The 16,421-nt window shown below is 67.4% G+C and carries 13 protein-coding genes; 12 read left to right on the forward strand and 1 reads right to left on the reverse strand.

The annotated features are described in order from the left end of the window. Positions 1-2 precede the first annotated feature (2 nt). Positions 3-1,121, reverse strand: a complete 1,119-nt coding sequence (locus OG817_RS05220; RefSeq protein WP_406052504.1) for a GntR family transcriptional regulator — start codon at positions 1,119-1,121, stop codon at positions 3-5. 178 nt (positions 1,122-1,299) lie between these two features. Here OG817_RS05220 and OG817_RS05225 point away from each other — a divergent pair, with 178 nt between their 5' ends. The 12 genes from OG817_RS05225 to OG817_RS05280 are packed head-to-tail and all read left to right on the forward strand — an operon-like array spanning position 1,300 to position 16,419. Then, on the forward strand, positions 1,300-2,568 hold the full coding sequence (locus OG817_RS05225; protein ID WP_406052506.1) for an ABC transporter substrate-binding protein: 1,269 nt from the start codon (positions 1,300-1,302) through the stop codon (positions 2,566-2,568). Beyond that, positions 2,565-3,434 (forward strand): carbohydrate ABC transporter permease, encoded by an 870-nt coding sequence (locus OG817_RS05230; protein WP_406052507.1) that lies wholly within the window; start codon positions 2,565-2,567, stop codon positions 3,432-3,434. Before OG817_RS05225 ends, OG817_RS05230 begins: the two co-directional genes overlap by 4 nt. Continuing rightward, positions 3,431-4,309, forward strand: a complete 879-nt coding sequence (locus OG817_RS05235; RefSeq protein ID WP_406052508.1) for a carbohydrate ABC transporter permease — start codon at positions 3,431-3,433, stop codon at positions 4,307-4,309. Before OG817_RS05230 ends, OG817_RS05235 begins: the two co-directional genes overlap by 4 nt. Further along, positions 4,306-6,222: a hypothetical protein gene (locus OG817_RS05240; protein ID WP_406052510.1), complete on the forward strand. Its 1,917-nt coding sequence runs from the start codon at positions 4,306-4,308 to the stop codon at positions 6,220-6,222. The genes OG817_RS05235 and OG817_RS05240 overlap by 4 nt, the downstream gene beginning before the upstream one ends. 8 nt (positions 6,223-6,230) lie before the next feature. Continuing rightward, positions 6,231-7,025, forward strand: coding sequence for a hypothetical protein (locus OG817_RS05245; RefSeq protein ID WP_360440206.1), 795 nt, complete (start codon positions 6,231-6,233; stop codon positions 7,023-7,025). Between the two features lie 26 nt (positions 7,026-7,051). Further along, positions 7,052-8,911, forward strand: a complete 1,860-nt coding sequence (locus OG817_RS05250; protein WP_406052512.1) for a right-handed parallel beta-helix repeat-containing protein — start codon at positions 7,052-7,054, stop codon at positions 8,909-8,911. A 6-nt stretch (positions 8,912-8,917) separates the two neighbouring features. Then, entirely contained in the window at positions 8,918-10,783 is a 1,866-nt protein-coding gene (locus OG817_RS05255) for a right-handed parallel beta-helix repeat-containing protein (RefSeq protein WP_406052513.1), read from the forward strand. 5 nt (positions 10,784-10,788) lie between these two features. Beyond that, positions 10,789-12,615 (forward strand): right-handed parallel beta-helix repeat-containing protein, encoded by a 1,827-nt coding sequence (locus OG817_RS05260; RefSeq protein ID WP_406052515.1) that lies wholly within the window; start codon positions 10,789-10,791, stop codon positions 12,613-12,615. Positions 12,616-12,631: 16 nt separating this feature from the next. Further along, the gene (locus OG817_RS05265; protein ID WP_406052517.1) at positions 12,632-13,378 is read left to right on the forward strand and encodes an SDR family NAD(P)-dependent oxidoreductase; all 747 of its coding nucleotides are present in this window, start codon (positions 12,632-12,634) and stop codon (positions 13,376-13,378) included. After that, on the forward strand, positions 13,375-14,562 hold the full coding sequence (locus OG817_RS05270; RefSeq protein WP_406052519.1) for a CaiB/BaiF CoA transferase family protein: 1,188 nt from the start codon (positions 13,375-13,377) through the stop codon (positions 14,560-14,562). The genes OG817_RS05265 and OG817_RS05270 overlap by 4 nt, the downstream gene beginning before the upstream one ends. Continuing rightward, positions 14,559-15,653 (forward strand): hypothetical protein, encoded by a 1,095-nt coding sequence (locus OG817_RS05275; RefSeq protein WP_406052521.1) that lies wholly within the window; start codon positions 14,559-14,561, stop codon positions 15,651-15,653. Before OG817_RS05270 ends, OG817_RS05275 begins: the two co-directional genes overlap by 4 nt. After that, positions 15,646-16,419 (forward strand): enoyl-CoA hydratase/isomerase family protein, encoded by a 774-nt coding sequence (locus OG817_RS05280; RefSeq protein WP_393395707.1) that lies wholly within the window; start codon positions 15,646-15,648, stop codon positions 16,417-16,419. The genes OG817_RS05275 and OG817_RS05280 overlap by 8 nt, the downstream gene beginning before the upstream one ends. Positions 16,420-16,421 lie beyond the last annotated feature (2 nt).

The following is a 16,421-nucleotide window of genomic DNA, read 5'->3' on the forward strand; positions in this document are numbered from 1 at the left end:
CATCAATCATGGCGGCCCGCGGGTCTGGTGATGGAGCTCTCGCCGCGGGCGTGGGCGGAGAAGAGGCGGGCGGAGTCCTCGGGGTCGGTGCCGGACAGCACCTCGATCAGGTCGAGGTGCCGCCGCGCCATCAGGCCCCAGTCGCCGGCGTACATGGCGTTGGAGACCACCTGCAGGTTCCACAGGGCGGGCTCGAGGGTGCGCCAGACGCGGAGCAGCATCGAGTTGCCGCTGGTCGCCAGGACCTGCCGGTGGAAGCGCAGGTCGGCCTCCCGGAACGCGCCGATGTCGTGGTGGTCGGCGGCGTCGGTCATCCGCTGCACCTCGATCCGCAGCAGGTCCAGCTCCGCGTGCGGGACGTTCCCGGTCGCACGCCGGGCCGCCGCACTCTCCAGCAGCACCCGGACCTCGCGCGCCTCGCGGGCCTCGACCTGCGAGATCTCGGTGACGAAGTTCCCCAGCCGCGGCCGATACGTCACCAGTCCCTCGTGGGCGAGGCGCCGTACGGCCTCCCGGGCGGGTGTCTGGCTGGTTCCGAGGACTCGGGCGATCTCGGACTCGACCACGCGCATGCCAGGGGCCAGTTCGCCGGACAGGATCCAGCCGCGGATCGCCTCGTAGACACGATCGGACAGCAGTTCGTTCTCACTCGACGGCGGGGGAGCGGGTTGCGTCGCGTGCAACGCCAGTCCGCCGCCGCCGGTGCGATGCCGGTGCAACTCCTCGCGGCGACGGCGCGAGACCGTCGACTGCGAGACGCCGTACGTCGCCGCGATTTCGCGCGTCGACGGCAGGTGTCCGGAATCGGCCATCGATGTTGTCGCCACCGCACCGAGCTGGATCCGGTCGACCATCCGGGGCCGGCCGCTGCGCATGCCGTCGTCGAGACCGGCCATCCCCATCCGCAGGAACCGCCGCCGCCACTTGCCGACCGTGCCCGGAGTGACCGCGAGCAGGTCCGCGACGTCCTTGTTCGACTCGCCCTCCGCGCAGGCGAGCACGATCCGGCTGCGCAGGCGCATCGCTGCGCTGGTCCGGGGACCGGAGGCAAGATGGGTCAGCGCGGCCCGCTCGGCCGACGACAGGGTCAGCGGCGACTTGGGTCTTCCGGCATCGGGCATGGCTGCATGGTGACCCCGCTCACGTCGTTCTGTCGACCCCATATGGCATGGACTTCTGACTCAGAACGTCCAGTTTGCCGTTTATACGTTGACACTTGAGCGCGGTCCTCTGCATCGTCACTCGATAACGACGCCCCGGCCGCCCCCGATGCCGGGTTGATCTGAGGAGGACCCGGAAATGGCTCGTTCGGTTCGGCGGAAGCTCGGTTTGCTGACGTCTGTCGTGATCCTGGTGGGCGCGGCAGGCTGCGGTGGTGGCGGGTTCGATGACGAGGGTTCGGCCGGTGCCGCCACCGGTGAGGTGCGGATGCTGGTGAACATCACCCCCAACCTGACCAAGGGGTACTGGGAGGGACTGGTCAAGCCGTTCGAGGACGCCAACCCCGGCGTCGACGTGAAGATCGAGGCGCCGACCGGCTCGGGCGTGAAGGATTCGCTGCCGCAGCTGCTCGCGGCCGGAAACGCTCCGGACGTGGTCGAGACGCTGATGGCCGACAAGGTGCTCGCGCCGCAGATGCTCGAGCTGACCGACCAGGCCTGGACCAAGGACACACCGCTGGCGCAGCAGGCAGCGCTGGACGGCAAGGTCTACACCGTCGGCGTCGGCCAGCAGGCGCAGTCGCTGGTCTTCTACAACAAGGACGCGTTCACCAAGGCCGGCATCGCCTCGCCGCCCAAGGACCTCGACGAGCTGACCGCCGCGATGGGCAAGCTGAAGGCCGCGGGCTACCTGCCGCTGCAGACGGCCGGCGACTACGTGACCGGATTGCAGCTGCTGCAGCTCAGCGACCCGTCGATCGCCACCAAGCACCCGGACTGGTACCAGCAGGTCGGCTCCAAGCAGCTCGGCGTCGGCCAGAGCATGCTCCCACTGCTGCAGCGCTACGAGTCCTGGATCAAGAGCGGGTACGTCGACAAGAACGCGCTCGGCCTCGACGACGTGAACGCGCAGACCAACTTCCTCACCGGCAAGTCCGCGATGTACATCATGGGCAGCTGGTTCGTCCGTACCGCCGAGAGCCAGAAGCCCACCTTCGACCTGGGCGTGTTCGCCGCTCCGACCGAAGCCGGCCAGCCGTACCCGGGTCCGCAGGGCGTGACGATGGCCGCGCCGTACATGGTGCTGAAGTCGACCAAGCAGCGTGACCTCGCGGTGAAGCTGGTCCAGTTCCTGGTCACCGATCAGGCCGCCGTACAGAGTCAGTTGGCGCAGGACGGCAACTTCCGGAAGGGCTTCACCGACAAGCTGACGCCGCTCGGCCAGCAGGTCCAGGACATCCTCGACCAGGCGCCGAAGGGCGTCGCGCAGGGCGAGGGGTACGGCGCCAACACCCTGCCGTCAGGCTTCAACGGCGAATGGAACAAGGCGGTCCAGAGCCTCTACACCGGCAAGAGCGCCAAGGACGTGGCCACCCGCATCGACAGCTGGATGGGGTCGAAGTCGTGAGAGCACGACTGACCACGATGAGTATGGTGGGTCCTGCCCTGGTGCTGTTCGTCGTCATGCTCGTCGTCCCGGTCTGTCTCTCGGTCTACCTGAGCCTGACCGACTGGAACGGGTACAGCGCGAACCCGGTGGTGGTCGGCCTGCGCAACTACCTCGACCTCGCGCAGAGCGAGGAGGCGCTCCGGGCCGGTTGGGTCACGCTGGTGATCGCCGCGGTCGGCACCGTCCTCCTGAGCGTGCTCGGTCTCGGGTTCGCCCTGCTGGTGAACGGCGCGTCCCGGCTCAACTCGTTCTTCCGCGTGATCCTCTTCTATCCCCACGTGCTCAGTGCTTTGGTCGTCGGGTTCTTGTGGAGCGCGGTCCTCGGTACGTCGGGTGTCGTGAACGGCTGGCTCACCACCAAGGGCGCTGAGGTGCTGCCGTTCCTGTCCAACCCGAACTGGGCGCTCGCGAGTCTCATCGGCGTACTGGTGTGGGCTGGGTTCGGAGTGAACGTCGTGCTCTACCTCGCGGGACTGCAGACGGTGTCGAAGGATCTGCTCGAGTCCGCCCGGATCGATGGTGCGTCGGCGCGGCAGACGTTCCGCAACGTCACGCTGCCGGCGCTCGCGCCGGTGGTCACCGTGAACCTCGTGCTGTCGCTGGTCACGCTGCTGAAGACGTACGACCTGGTCGTGTCGCTGACCGGTGGTGGTCCGGCCGGTTCGACGCAAACGGCGGCGTACCTGATCCTGTGGGATTCGTTCCACAACAACGCGCTCGGGTTCGGGTCGGCGCAGAGCGTCGTTCTGATGATCGTCACCGCCGGTCTTGCCCTGACGGTCGCGCGGCTGCGATCCAGGGCCGATCAAGGGGTGAAGGGATGAGCGCCATTCGCATGCCTCGGGTGGCGACGCTGCAGTTCAAGCCGATGCGCACCAAGGGCGCCGGCCGGATCGCGTTCCTGGTCGTGACCAGCGTGCTGATGCTGGTGCCGATGTACCTGCTCGTGGTCAGCGCGTTCAAGTCGCAGCAGGACATCCTGGCCCACCCCTTCTCGTTGTCGCCCGACCAACTGACGACGCAGTACCTGCGGAAGGCGTGGACGAACCCGGACTTCAACATCCTCAAGGGGTACGCCGTCACCGCGCTGTTCGTGGTCTCGGTGAACGTCCTGTCCGTCGCGCTGGCCGGCCCGGTCTCGTACGTCATCGCGCGCCGCAGTGAACGCCGCTACCGCATGCTCCTGCTGCTGTTCGTGGCCGGCACGTTCATCCCGAGCCAGGTGCTGGTCATCCCGGTCGTCTACACGCTGAAGTTCCTCGGGCTGATGGGGACCATCCCGGGGTTCGTGCTGTTCGAGACGACGCTGACCCTGCCGTTCTCGATCTTCCTGTACGCCGGCTACATCATGACGATCCCCGCCAGCCTGGATGAAGCGGCTGCGGTGGACGGGGCCGGCAAGCACCGGATCTTCTGGTCGATCGTGTTCCCGCTGATGAAGCCGGCGGTCGTGACGATGGTCATCCTGAACACCTTCTCGGTGTGGAACGACTTCGTGAACCCGCAGATCATCCTCGGCCCCGGCAGCGGTCTCTACACCGTCACCACCGGTGTGTACGCCGCGGTGAGCCAGTACTCGACCGACTACACGGTCGTGTTCCCGACGCTGCTGCTCGCGGTAGCTCCGTTGCTGGTGGTCTTCGTGCTGCTGCAGCGGCACGTGATCAGCGGCCTGACTGCGGGGGCGACCAAGGGATGACCGAACCGATTGTTGCCGAGACCCCCATCGGCACCCCGCCCGCGTGGGCGATCATGCAGCGCCGCCTGTTCGACGTGATGGACGAGGGCTGGTGGCTGTTCCGCGAGCGGTACTGCCTGCCCGACGGCAGCCTGCGCTACGCCGGACCGGTGCAGAGCCGCGACGGTGCGGACGACTTTTACGAGGCGTTCGTGAACTGGCCCGTGCTCTACCAGCTCGGCGGCGCGGACGACCTGATCGACGTGGCCAAGTGGCACTGGGAAGGCGTCACCCGCCAGCTCACCGACCTGGGCTTCCTGGTCGACGAGTTCGAGCGCGGTTACGACTGGTTCCACATCGGCGAGTCGATGATCTTCTTCTACGCCTTGTGTGCGGCCGATCCGGGCGACGAGGTGTTCCGCGAGCGGGCGTACCGGTTCGCGGAGCTCTACCTCCCCGGCTCACCGGCGGGCAACTACGACCCGGCGACGCGCACGATCCGCGCACCGCACAACGGCGGTGGTGGTCCGCGCTGGGGCATCAACGACGAGTGGCGTTCGTACGGCGCCGACCTGACGAACATGCGCATCTTCGGGCTGCCGCTGTCCGGCGTACCGGGGATCTCCAGTTGGGACGACCTGAAGGATCCGGCGAACGCGGACCTGATGGGTGCGGAGATGATCCGCCGCCAAGGTGCGGGCGACACAGCGGTCAACCTGGCCGCCACAACCCTGACCGCGAACGCGTGGCTCTACGACCACAACGACCGGTTCGCCGCGTGGACACTGGAGTACCTCGACGCCTGGCAGGAAAGGGCTGCAGCCAACGACGGACTCGTCCCGGACAACGTCGGGCCTAGCGGGATCGTCGGCGAGTTGCACGACGGCCGCTGGTACGGCGGCAACTACGGCTGGAACTGGCCGCACGGTGTCTACAGCGTCGGCTCGGCCGCCTGCATCGCAGCACTGAACGGCGCGGTGCTGACCGGTGACTCCAAGCGGCTCGACATCGCCAGGAACCTGCTCGACCACCTGTACGAGCGAGGGGTCACCGGCGCGGTCGACGAGACCGAGCTGAGTATCCGGGACCGCTGGCAGGCCGAGCTGGGCGACGACTGTGCCAAGCCGACCCTGCTGATCCCGAATCGGCACGCAGACGACGGCTGGTTCGACTACCAGCCGCCGCAGCTGGGGTTGCCGATCTGGTTGTGGCAGGCAGCGTTCGAGTCCTCGGACCGCGATCGGCTGCGGCAGCTCAGGGAGCGCAGCGGCTACGACTGGCGAACCGTCCGCGACTTCCGGAACAAGGAGGACGCGGGGCACGAAGCACCCTGGCTGGCCTACCTCGACGGGGACAACCCCGGGTACCCGGAGGCGATGCTGGGCGTCGCGCTGTCGCAGGTACAGCGCCGGATGGATCTGATGGCCGTCGACACTACCGATCCGGCCGACCTGAACATCCATCACTGGCAGCGGCACAACCCGGTCGCGACCGAAGCCCTGTTGCAGTTGACCACCGGCACACCGCAACTCCTGTACAACGGTGGTCTGCTGCCGCTCCGGGTCCTGTACCTCGACCCCGATCGCGGGCGTCCCGGTCTACCGGCCGACGTCGCCGCACTGGTCGACACGGTCGAGCCAGACCGGACCTGCCTGCAGTTGGTCAACCTGTCCGCGACCCAGACCCGCCGCGTGATCGTCCAGGCCGGCAGCTTCGGCACCGACCGGATCGACGAGGCCACCGTGTCCACCGCGACGGGGGAGTACCCCGGACCGTCCCCGGCGTACACCTCCCCGCCACCGACTCCGGGCACCCGCACGGTCGTTGTCGGCAGCAACAGACTCGAAGTGACGATGCCGCCGGGCCGGACCATCAGGCTCGAGCTCCGGCTGACCAGAAACACCTACCGCGCCGCACACCTGGCGCTTTCCTGAGGAGACATATGAGCAGCACGGAACAAGCCCCGGTGGTACCGGTCTGGGACCTGCCGGTGCGCGGCGACACCCCGCCGCCATCGGATCCCGGGCTGGTGTCGCGGCTGGCCGAGATCGGGTCGGCGACCGCCTGTGCCCGGTTGCACGGCCAGGGCATCCGCCGGACCTTCGTCGACGGACCGACCAGCATGTTCCCCGGCAAGAAGGTGGTCGGCCGGGCGCTGACGCTGCAGTTCATGCCGCAGCGGGAGGACATCGCAGACGGCCAGACCCAGGAGTACATCGAGCGCAGTACGGCGCTGTGGGCCGTGCTCGACGAGGTACAGCCCGGCGACGTGCTGGTGGTCCAGGCCTACGGCAGCCACACCACCGGCTGCTTCGGCGACATGCTGGTCCGCTACTTCAAGCTCCGTGGTGGCGCCGGCATCGTGATCGACGGCAGGATCCGCGACGTTCCCCGGGTGTCGCAGCTCGACGTACCGATCTGGTCCACCGGAGCCACCCCGCACTACGCCTCCCAGGCCGAGCTGTTCCCGTGGGCCTACAACGTCCCGGTCGCGGTCGGCGGCGTCCTCACGCTGCCCGGTGACCTGGTGCTCGCCGACGACGACGGTGCGGTCGTCGTACCCCGGCGCCGCGCGGAGGCGGTCGTCGAGGCAGCCGCCGAGCACGACGCGTGGGAGAAGTTCAGCCGGGCCCGGATCGACGAGGGCGCCCCGCTGCGCGACTACTACCCCCTGACCGAGAAGACCCGCCTCGAGTACGAGCGCTGGCGGAGCCAGAACGGCAACGCCGGCGACTGACCCTCCGAGAGAGGACCCCGCCCAACATGTCCAAGAGAACCAGGCGTACGGCGCTCAGCGTCGGCGCCGGGGTGGTCGCGGCTGCCCTGGTGACCGTCGCGGCCGTCCAACTCAACGCCCAGCCCGCCGGTGCGGCCAGGTGCGACAGCTTCTACGTCGCACCCAACGGCAACGACGCCGCCAAGGGCACCGAGAAGAACCCGTGGAAGACGATCACCCGGGCTCGCGACGAGATCCGGGACGAGCACCTCAACGACCGGATGAACTGTGACATCACCGTCAACCTGAAGGCCGGCGAGTACCCGGTCGCGTCCACGATCGGCTTCGACCAGCGCGACTCCGGCAAGAACGGGCACCGGGTGATCTACCGCAGTGCCGACGGTCCGGGCAAGGCGACGCTGCAAGGTGCCGAGGAGATCACGGGCTGGGAGCCGTACAAGGACGGCATCTACAAGGCGAAGGTGGATGCGTCCAAGCCGTTCTACACGCTCTTCGAGGACGGGAAGCGGGCGACCAACGCGCGCTATCCGAACCGCGGCAGCGACGAGCAGTGGTCGCCGTACCTGCGATCGATCCTCTACGAAGAGGACAAGATGGACGTGCACAACTGGCTGTGGGGCACGCCGGGCGACTGGGACCCGACCTGGGACATGAGCCAGGCGTCGGTGACGATCTGGTCGGGCGGCTCGTGGTCGTGGTTCACCGACACGATCCCGCTGCTCGACACGAACTTCAAGAAGACCCAGACGACGCTGAAGTACTGGACCCGCTACGCGATGGTCAACAGCAACGGCGGATCGCGGTACTTCTTCCAGAACTCGCTGAGCTTCCTGGACCAGCCGGGGGAGTACTACCTCGACGCCAAGGCCGGTGAGGTCTACTACAAGCCGCGCGGCGGAACGATGGACGGCATCAAGGTGCTCCGGCCGACCGTGAAGACGGTCCTGAACCTCGCGGGATCGTCGCCGCAGGACCGGCTGCACGACGTGAGCTTCGACGGACTCGGGGTGCAGTACTCCGACTTCGTCAGCTGGTACCGCAACGGCTGGGTGGCCGGTGGCGACGCCGGGGTCGAGCACAAGTACCCGGAGTACGACCGGCAGATCGAGATGCCGCGGAACCGGTTCGGCGCGATCACGCTGACCAACACGAGCAACATCGACCTGTCCCGGCTGCAGCTGTCCGACACGGGCTTCACGGGCGTCTACCTGTTGTTCGCCAACGATCACACCAAGATCACCGACAGCCTGCTGGAGAACATCGGTGCCGACGGCATCAAGGTCGAGGGCGGCTGGCCGGGAGAAGGTGACCTGAGCAACCACCACACGATCTCCAACACGTTCATCGACCACATCGGCGAGTTGGTCCCGGGCGACGCGGCCGGCATCGAGTTGATGGACACCGGCAACAACACCATCTCGAACATCGAGGTGAAGCACAGCGCCCGCTACGGCATCAGCCTGGAGTCCCGGCCGGAGGTCACCGACGGCGACCAGTACGCCTCTGGCAACAGCTTCAAGTACATCCGGCTGGAGGAGACCGGCCTGGACAGCGGCGACATGGGCTCGTTCTACACGTACGGCGTGGACAACCAGGAACCGCATCCGGTCACGAACACCGTCGACCAGTTGGTCATCGGGGATGTGATCCCGGATCCGTCGATGCCGGACGCGGGTGGCACTCGCGGCGTCCACATGGACGCCGGTGGTTGCGGGTTCGCGTTCAGCAACGTCCAGGTCGGGAAGGTGACCGACCAGAAATACCAGTCCTACCAGTGCAACGAGGTGACCAACGCCGACTGGGTCGACGGGTTCGACGCCACGAAGATGGAGTACGACAAGATCGGCGTCCTGCCCACCTTCCCGTACGACGTGTCGGGCCGGTGAGCTGAGATGCGTGGATTCATCGGTGGAGTGATCGCCGGGCTCGCCCTCCCGGCGCTCGTCCTCGGCGGCGGGGTGGCGGCGCGAGCCGCCGCCCCGGCGGCCGGGCAGGACAAGTGCGACGCGTTCTGGGTTTCGCCGACCGGCGACGACGCGGCTCCGGGAACCGAACGCAAGCCGTGGCGGACGATCGAGCACGCTCGCGACACCATCCGCGCCCGCGGGCTGAACCAGCGGATGTCCTGTGACCTGGTGGTCAACCTGAAGGCCGGCACCTACCCGGTGGCCAAGACGATCGGCTTCGACGACCGTGACTCCGGGTCGAACGGGCACAAGGTCGTGTACCGGAGCGTGGACGGTCCGGGGAAGGCGGAGCTCGAGGCGGCGCAGGAGGTCACCGGCTGGACGCCGTACCGGGACGGAATCTTCAAGGCCGAGGTCGACATCGACCAGCCGTTCTACACGCTGTACGTCGACGGCGAGCGGGCCACCACGGCCCGGTACCCGAACCGGCAGTCGGACGACGAATGGGCGCCGTACCTGAAGTCGGTCCTGATCGAGCCGGAGAAGGAGGCCCTGCGCGACCAGGTCGGCTACACCGAGGGCGACTGGAACGAGACCTGGAACCTGAACAGCTACACCGACTGGCCGGCCCAGCTGATGATCTGGTCGGGCGGGTCGTGGAGCTGGTTCACCGACACGGTGCCGATCAAGAACGCGGACTGGAAGGACAACAAGGTCATCCTGGACTACTGGACCCGGTACGCGATGATGAACTCCCGGTCCGGTTCCCGGTACTTCGTCCAGAACTCCCTCGACCTCCTCGACGCCGAGGACGAGTACTACCTGGACTGGGCGAACAAGGAGCTGTACTACAAGCCTCGCGGCGGCACGATGGACGGCAAGCGGGTCCTCCGCCCGACGCAGACCCAGGTGCTCTCGCTGGCCGGGGTCTCGCCCGCGCGCCGGCTGCACGACATCGCGTTCGACGGACTCGGGATCGCGGCCACCGACTTCATGCAGTGGTACCGCTCGGGCTGGATCAGCGCCGGGGACTCCGGTCAGCAGCACAAGTACCCGGAGTACGACCGCCAGATCGAGATGACCCGCAACCGGTACGGCGCGGTCACGCTGACCAACACCCGCAACGTTGACCTGACCGGGCTGCACGTGCACGACACCGGCTTCCACGGTGTCTACCTGCTGTCGGCCAACGACCACGTGAGGATCGCCGACAATCTGCTGGAGAACATTGGTGGTGACGGCATCAAGGTCGAAGGCCCGTACCCGGGCGAGGGCGACGTCGCGAACCACAACACGTTCACCAACCTCTACATCGACCACGTCGGCGAGCTGGTCCCGGGCGACGCGGCAGGGATCGAGCTGATGGACACCGGCAACAACGAGGTTTCGCACGTTGTCGTGAAGCACAGCGCCCGGTACGGCATCAGCCTGGAGTCGCGTCCGGAGGTGACCGACGGCGAGCAGTACGCGTCCGGCAACAACTTCTCCTACATCCGGCTGGAGGAGACCGGTCTGGACAGCGGTGACATGGGCGCGTTCTACACCTACGGCGTCGACAACCAGGAGCCGCATCCAGTGCAGAACACGGTCAAGCAGATGGTCATCACCGACGTGATCCCGGATGCGTCGATGCCGGACAGCGGAACCCGGGGCGTGCACATGGACGCCGGTGGTTGCGGCTTCAGCTTCAGCGACATCGAGGTCGGCCAGGTGACCGACGACAAGTACCAGTCGTACCAGTGCAACCAGGTCGCCAACGCGAACTGGGCGGAGGGTTTCGACGCCTCGAAGATGGAGTACGACAAGATCGGCGTCCTCCCCGGCTTCCCGTACGACGTGGCGGGGCGGTGAGCGAGATGCGACTGATTGGCGGTGTGGTCATAGGTGTTGCGCTCGCTGTCGTCGGCGCAGGTTCGGCGCTTGGTGCGGGCCTGAAGGACGCTGCCGAGTGTGAGTCGTTCTGGGTGTCGCCGGCCGGGAACGATGCCGGTCCGGGGACGCAGCGCAAGCCCTGGAAGACGGTCGAGCATGCTCGCGACACTCTGCGGTTCACGAAGCCTGCGTGTGCGCCGGTCGTGAACCTGAAGGCCGGGACGTATCAGGTCGACAAGACGATCAGCTTCGACGATCGCGACTCCGGGGTGACGTACCGGAGTGTGGACGGGCCGGGGAAGGCGGTGTTCGAGGCGGCGCGGGAGGTCACCGGGTGGACGCCGTACCAGGACGGGATCTTCAAGGCGCCGGTCGACATCGACCAGCCGTTCTACAGCCTGTACGTCGACGGGGAGCGTGCGACCACAGCGCGGTACCCGAACCGGCAGTCCGACGACAAGTGGGCGCCGTACCTGCGGTCGATCCTGTTCGACTCGACCAAGGAGGCGGTGCGCGACCAGCTCGGATTCAACGCTGATGACATCGACCCGTCGTGGGACCTGCGTCTGGGTACGTCGTGGCCGGCGCAGGTGACGGTGTGGTCGGGCGGGTCGTGGTCGTGGTTCACCGACACGATCCCGATGCTCGACATCAACTTCACCAAGAAACGGACGACGCTGGTCTACCCGGCGCGCTACGGCTTCATCAACTCCGGCGGCGGCTCGCGGTACTTCGTGCAGAACTCGTTGAGCCTGCTCGACCAGGCCGGCGAGTACTACCTGGACTACCCCGCGAAGACGCTGTACTACAAGCCGGCCGGCGGCACGATGGACGGCGTACACGTGATGCGCCCGACGCAGACACAGGTGTTCTCGATCGCCGGCGCATCCGCGAACCGGCGGGTGGAGAACCTGACCCTCGACGGGCTGACGATCCAGCACACCGACTTCATGGAGTGGTACCGGTACGGCTGGAACCAGACCGGTGACTCGGGGTTCAAGCGCAAGTACCCGAAGTACGACACCCAGATCGAACTGCCGCGGAACCGGTGGGGCGCGATCACGCTCACCAACACCCGGGGCGTCAAACTGACCCGAATGCACCTGCAGCAGACCGGGTTCACCGCGATCGAACTGCTCTTCGCGAACGAGAAGACCACGGTGTCGGACAGTCTGCTCGAGCACCTCGGCAACGACGGCATCAAGGTCGAGGGCGGTTGGCCGGGTGAGGGCGATGTTGCCCACGGCAACACGTTCACCAACAACTACATCCATCACATCGGCGAACTGGTCCCGGGCGACTCCGCCGGCGTGGAGATCATGAACAGCGGCGGCAACGAGATCAGTCACACCGTCGTCGAGCACGGCGCCCGGTACGGCATCAGCATCGAGTCCCGGCCGGAGATCCCGAACGCGGACAACTACGCCAGTGGCAACACCGTCCACCACGTGCGGCTGTCGCACCTGGCCCAGGACAGCGGTGACACCGGTCCGTTCTACGCGTACGGCGTACGCAACCAGCCGCCGTACACCCCGGAGGCGGCCGTGTCCCAGCTGATCATCGACGACGCGAACGCGGATCCGTCGATGCCGGACAGCAAGCCGTACGGCGTGCACATGGACTTCGGCGGCTGTGCCTTCGCGTTCTCCGACATCAAGGTGACCAACACCGAGAGCGACCCGTACCACGGGCCGTCGGCGGGACCGTGCGACACATTCGCCAACGTCAGCTGGGAGCCCGGGTTCGACGACTCCCGGATGCAGTACGACCAGATCGGCGTACTGCCGTCCTTCCCTTACGAGAAGCCCTGAGGTACGCGGATCACTTATGGACAAGGAACGGTATGTAGGCAAGGTCGCGCTGATCACCGGAGGTGCCTCCGGGATCGGCGCGGCCACCGCCCGCCGGATCGCCGCCGAGGGCGGCACCGTGATCGTGTGTGACAGAAACGGCGATTCGGCGGCGAAGGTCGCCTCGGAGGTCGGCGGGCGGGGGTACGAACTGGACGTGACGGACCTCGCTGGGACTGCTCAGCTCGTCGCATCGCTTGACGCCGTTGACGTCCTGGTCAGTGCAGCCGGGGTCGACGTGTGCGACACCGTGCCGAATACCTCGCCCGACGAGTGGCAGACGATCCTCGATGTCGATCTGACCGGCGTCTACAACTCCTGCCGCGCCATACTGCCTCGGTTCGTCGAGCAGGGCGGCGGGGCGATCGTGACGATCTCCTCGGCGATCGGCACGGTGGGGGAGCGCAACCGGTCGGCGTACTGCGCGGCGAAGGCCGGCGTGGAGAACCTGACCCGCGCGATGGCGCTCGATCACGGCCGGGCCGGCGTCCGTGCAAACTGCGTCGCGCCCGGGCTGATCGACACCCCGCTGATCCGCGACGGCAAGGTCGGAGGCGCGGATGATCCTGGCGCGATGCAAGCGATGGTCGACCGGCATCACGCGCTCGGCCGGATCGGACAGCCGTCGGAGGTCGCGGCCGCGATCGCGTTCCTCGCCAGCGACGACGCGTCGTTCATCACCGGGACCGTCCTGCCGGTGGACGCGGGATGGACCGCTCAATGAGCATTCTCGACGGCTACCGCGTCCTCGACGTGTCGGTGGCGATGGCCGGACCGCTGGCAGCGATGCGGCTCGGCGACCTGGGCGCCGACGTGGTCAAGGTCGAGCCGGTGACCGGCGAATGGCAACGGCACACGGCTGCCGGTGGCGCCACTGGGAACGAGGTGAACGCGTCGTTCCTGTCCCTGAACCGGAACAAACGCAGCCTCGCAGTCGACCTGAAGTCTGCCGAGGGTCGCGAGGTGGTCCATGAGCTGGTGAAGTCGGCCGACGTGTTCCTGCAGAACTACCGGCCCGGCGTCGCCGCCCGGCTCGGCCTGGACTACGACACCTTGCGCGCACTGAAGCCCGACCTGATCTATGTGTCGATCTCCGGGTACGGCGAGACCGGTCCGTACGCCGACTGGCCGGGACAGGACCTGCTGGTCCAGGCGATGAGCGGTGCGTTGTTCAGCGCCGGTCGTCCGGACGAGCCGCCGGTCGCCGCGCCGTACTTCCTTGCCGACGCGGTCACGGCGTACAGCGCCTTCGAAGGGGTGCTGGCCGCGTTGCTGCATCGCGAACGCACTGGCGAGGGGCAGCTCGTGCAGGTCAACATGCTGGACGCGGTGATCGCGCTGCAGATGCAGGAGTTGTCCGTGCACACGGTCGGTGGCATTCCACAGACGAGGTCCGAGGAGGTGCACGCGCACAGTTACATCCGTGCGCCGTACGGCATCTTCACGACCGCCGACGGCTATCTCTCGCTGGCGTTCGCCAACCTGCCGGTGCTGGCCGAGGTGCTGGACGCACCTCAGCTGGCAGGGCTGGATGCGGAACGGGACGGCTTCACCCGGCGCGATGAGATCGCCGCGGCGGTGTCGAACGCGTTGCGGCGGGAGTCGACCGACCACTGGTTGCACAAGCTGCGCGAGCGCGGTGTCTGGTGTGGGCCGGTGCTGTCGTACGCCGACGTACGCACGGATCCGCAGGTGCTGCACAACGGCTCGTTCGTCACGTACGAGCACCCGACCGAGGGTGCAGTGACGACGCCGGGGTTCCCGTATCGGTTCAGCCGGACGCCTGCGGAGGTACGGCGTCCAGCACCGCTCGTCGGCGAGCACACCGATGAACTGCTCGCCGAGCTGGGACTGTCGTCGGAGCAGCGGCAGGCGTTGCTCCAGCAAGGCGCGGTGGTTTCGCCGTGACCGTGCAACTGCGCGGGCTGACCTGGGATCACCCCCGTGGCTACCGGCCGTTGGAGGCGTTCAACGAGTCCGGCGTACAGGTGGTGTGGGATCGGCAGCCGTTGTCCGGGTTCGAGTCCACGCCGTTGGCGGAGCTGGCCGAGAAGTACGACCTGCTCGTGGTCGATCATCCCGGGCTCGGGGCGGCCGTCGAGGCGGGCGCGATCCTGCCGGTGGAGGACGTGTTCGCGGCGCGGGATCTCAAGGTGTGGCGGTCGCGGGCGATCGAGCCAACGTGGGACAGCTATCGGTTGCACGGGTACGGATGGGCGCTGCCGATCGATGCGGCGACGCAGACGTGTCTGTATCGGCCGGACCGGCTGACCACGCCGCCGGCAACCTGGTCCGACGTACTGGAGACGCCGGGCGTCGTACTGTGTGTCGCTGGGCCGCATGCCGGGTTGATGTTGCTCGGACTCGCCGGCGACCGGACTGGGGCTCGATTGCTCGATCGGGATCGAGCGGTCGAGGCGATCCGGGTACTACGAGCTGTGTGGCAGCGGAGTGATCGGAGTCTGGCGGAGCTCGATCCGATCGGGATCCACGAGCTGCTTGCTGAGAGCAACGAGCTGGTGTGCTGTCCGCTGGTGTACAGCTATGCGTACTACGGTGCCGTGGGGGAGGACCGGCAGCCGCTGGCCTGGTCGGCAGCGCCGCGGTTGCGGCCGGCGGACCGGCTGGCCAACAGCACGCTGGGTGGGACTGGACTGGCTGTGACTCCGCGGGCCTACCGACACGTCCTGGCGGTGACGAAGTACGTGCGCGGGTTGCTGGACGTCAGCACTCAGTTGGATGTCGTGTCGACGGTCGGCGGGCAGTCGGCGACCGCGGCCGTGTGGGCGTCCGACGTGGTGGACAAAGCGTGGAACGGGCACTACTCGGCCACGCTCGGCACGCTCACGACGTCGTACATCCGGCCACGGTTCGACGGGTGGATCGCGTTCCAGGACGAACTGTCGGAGCGGGTGCGGGAGCTGCTGGACGACGCCAGTGATCCGGGGGCCGCGGTCGACCGGATCGAGGACGACTACCGGAGCGTGAGTCATGGATGACGGCCGGATCGCCTTCGAGCAGGACGGGTACGTCGGGCTGCTCACGCTCGACCGGCCGGCCAAGCTGAACGCGGCGACCCGTTCGATGAGCGCGGAACTGCTCGAGCTGATCCCGAAGATCGACGAGGACCCTTCGATTCGGGCAGTCGTCGTGACCGGTGCGGGCGACCGGGCCTTCTCCGTCGGCAGCGACATCGGCGAACTTGACCGGTACGACGGCCCCTGGCACTTCCGGAACCGCCGCGACTACTGCGACGCCTTACGCGCCCTGCGTACGCCGGTGATCGCGGCGATCAACGGCTATGCGTACGGCGGTGGGCTCGAGCTGGCGCTGTCCTGCGACATCCGGCTGGCCTCGTCGTCGGCGAGTTTCGCCGCGGCCGAGATCAAGCTCGGGTGGATCGGTGGTGGCGGTGTGACCGCACTGCTCGCGGCGTCGGTGCCGGCCAGCGATGCGGCGATGATGCTGCTGACCGGTGATCCGATCGACGCGGCGGAAGCCTTGCGGATCGGGCTGGTCAGCCAGGTGCTGCCGCCTTCCGAGGTGTTGCCTGCTGCAACCGAGTTGGCGCACCGGATCGCTGTCCGGCCACCGATCGCCGCGCAGGCGGCCAAGGCGAACCTGCGGGCCGCATGGTCGATGGGACTCGAACAGGCCATCCAGTACGAGCGTGAGCTGCAGGCAGTTGCTCTCGGTACCCGCGACGCAGCCGAAGGCCGAGCGGCCTTCGCGGAGCGTCGTACTGGCGACTTCGAAGGACGGTGAGC

It is taken from the genome of Kribbella sp. NBC_00889, assembly GCF_045207705.1.
Lineage (GTDB): Bacteria > Actinomycetota > Actinomycetes > Propionibacteriales > Kribbellaceae > Kribbella.

Coding starts and splice junctions, on each gene's coding strand:
- OG817_RS05240 (WP_406052510.1), top strand. CDS start 4,306: ATGACCGAACCGATTGTTGCCGAGACCCCCATCGGCACCCCGCCCGCG.
- OG817_RS05235 (WP_406052508.1), top strand. CDS start 3,431: ATGAGCGCCATTCGCATGCCTCGGGTGGCGACGCTGCAGTTCAAGCCG.
- OG817_RS05270 (WP_406052519.1), top strand. CDS start 13,375: ATGAGCATTCTCGACGGCTACCGCGTCCTCGACGTGTCGGTGGCGATG.
- OG817_RS05245 (WP_360440206.1), top strand. CDS start 6,231: ATGAGCAGCACGGAACAAGCCCCGGTGGTACCGGTCTGGGACCTGCCG.
- OG817_RS05265 (WP_406052517.1), top strand. CDS start 12,632: ATGGACAAGGAACGGTATGTAGGCAAGGTCGCGCTGATCACCGGAGGT.
- OG817_RS05255 (WP_406052513.1), top strand. CDS start 8,918: ATGCGTGGATTCATCGGTGGAGTGATCGCCGGGCTCGCCCTCCCGGCG.
- OG817_RS05220 (WP_406052504.1), bottom strand. CDS start 1,121: ATGCCCGATGCCGGAAGACCCAAGTCGCCGCTGACCCTGTCGTCGGCC.
- OG817_RS05225 (WP_406052506.1), top strand. CDS start 1,300: ATGGCTCGTTCGGTTCGGCGGAAGCTCGGTTTGCTGACGTCTGTCGTG.
- OG817_RS05250 (WP_406052512.1), top strand. CDS start 7,052: ATGTCCAAGAGAACCAGGCGTACGGCGCTCAGCGTCGGCGCCGGGGTG.
- OG817_RS05260 (WP_406052515.1), top strand. CDS start 10,789: ATGCGACTGATTGGCGGTGTGGTCATAGGTGTTGCGCTCGCTGTCGTC.
- OG817_RS05280 (WP_393395707.1), top strand. CDS start 15,646: ATGGATGACGGCCGGATCGCCTTCGAGCAGGACGGGTACGTCGGGCTG.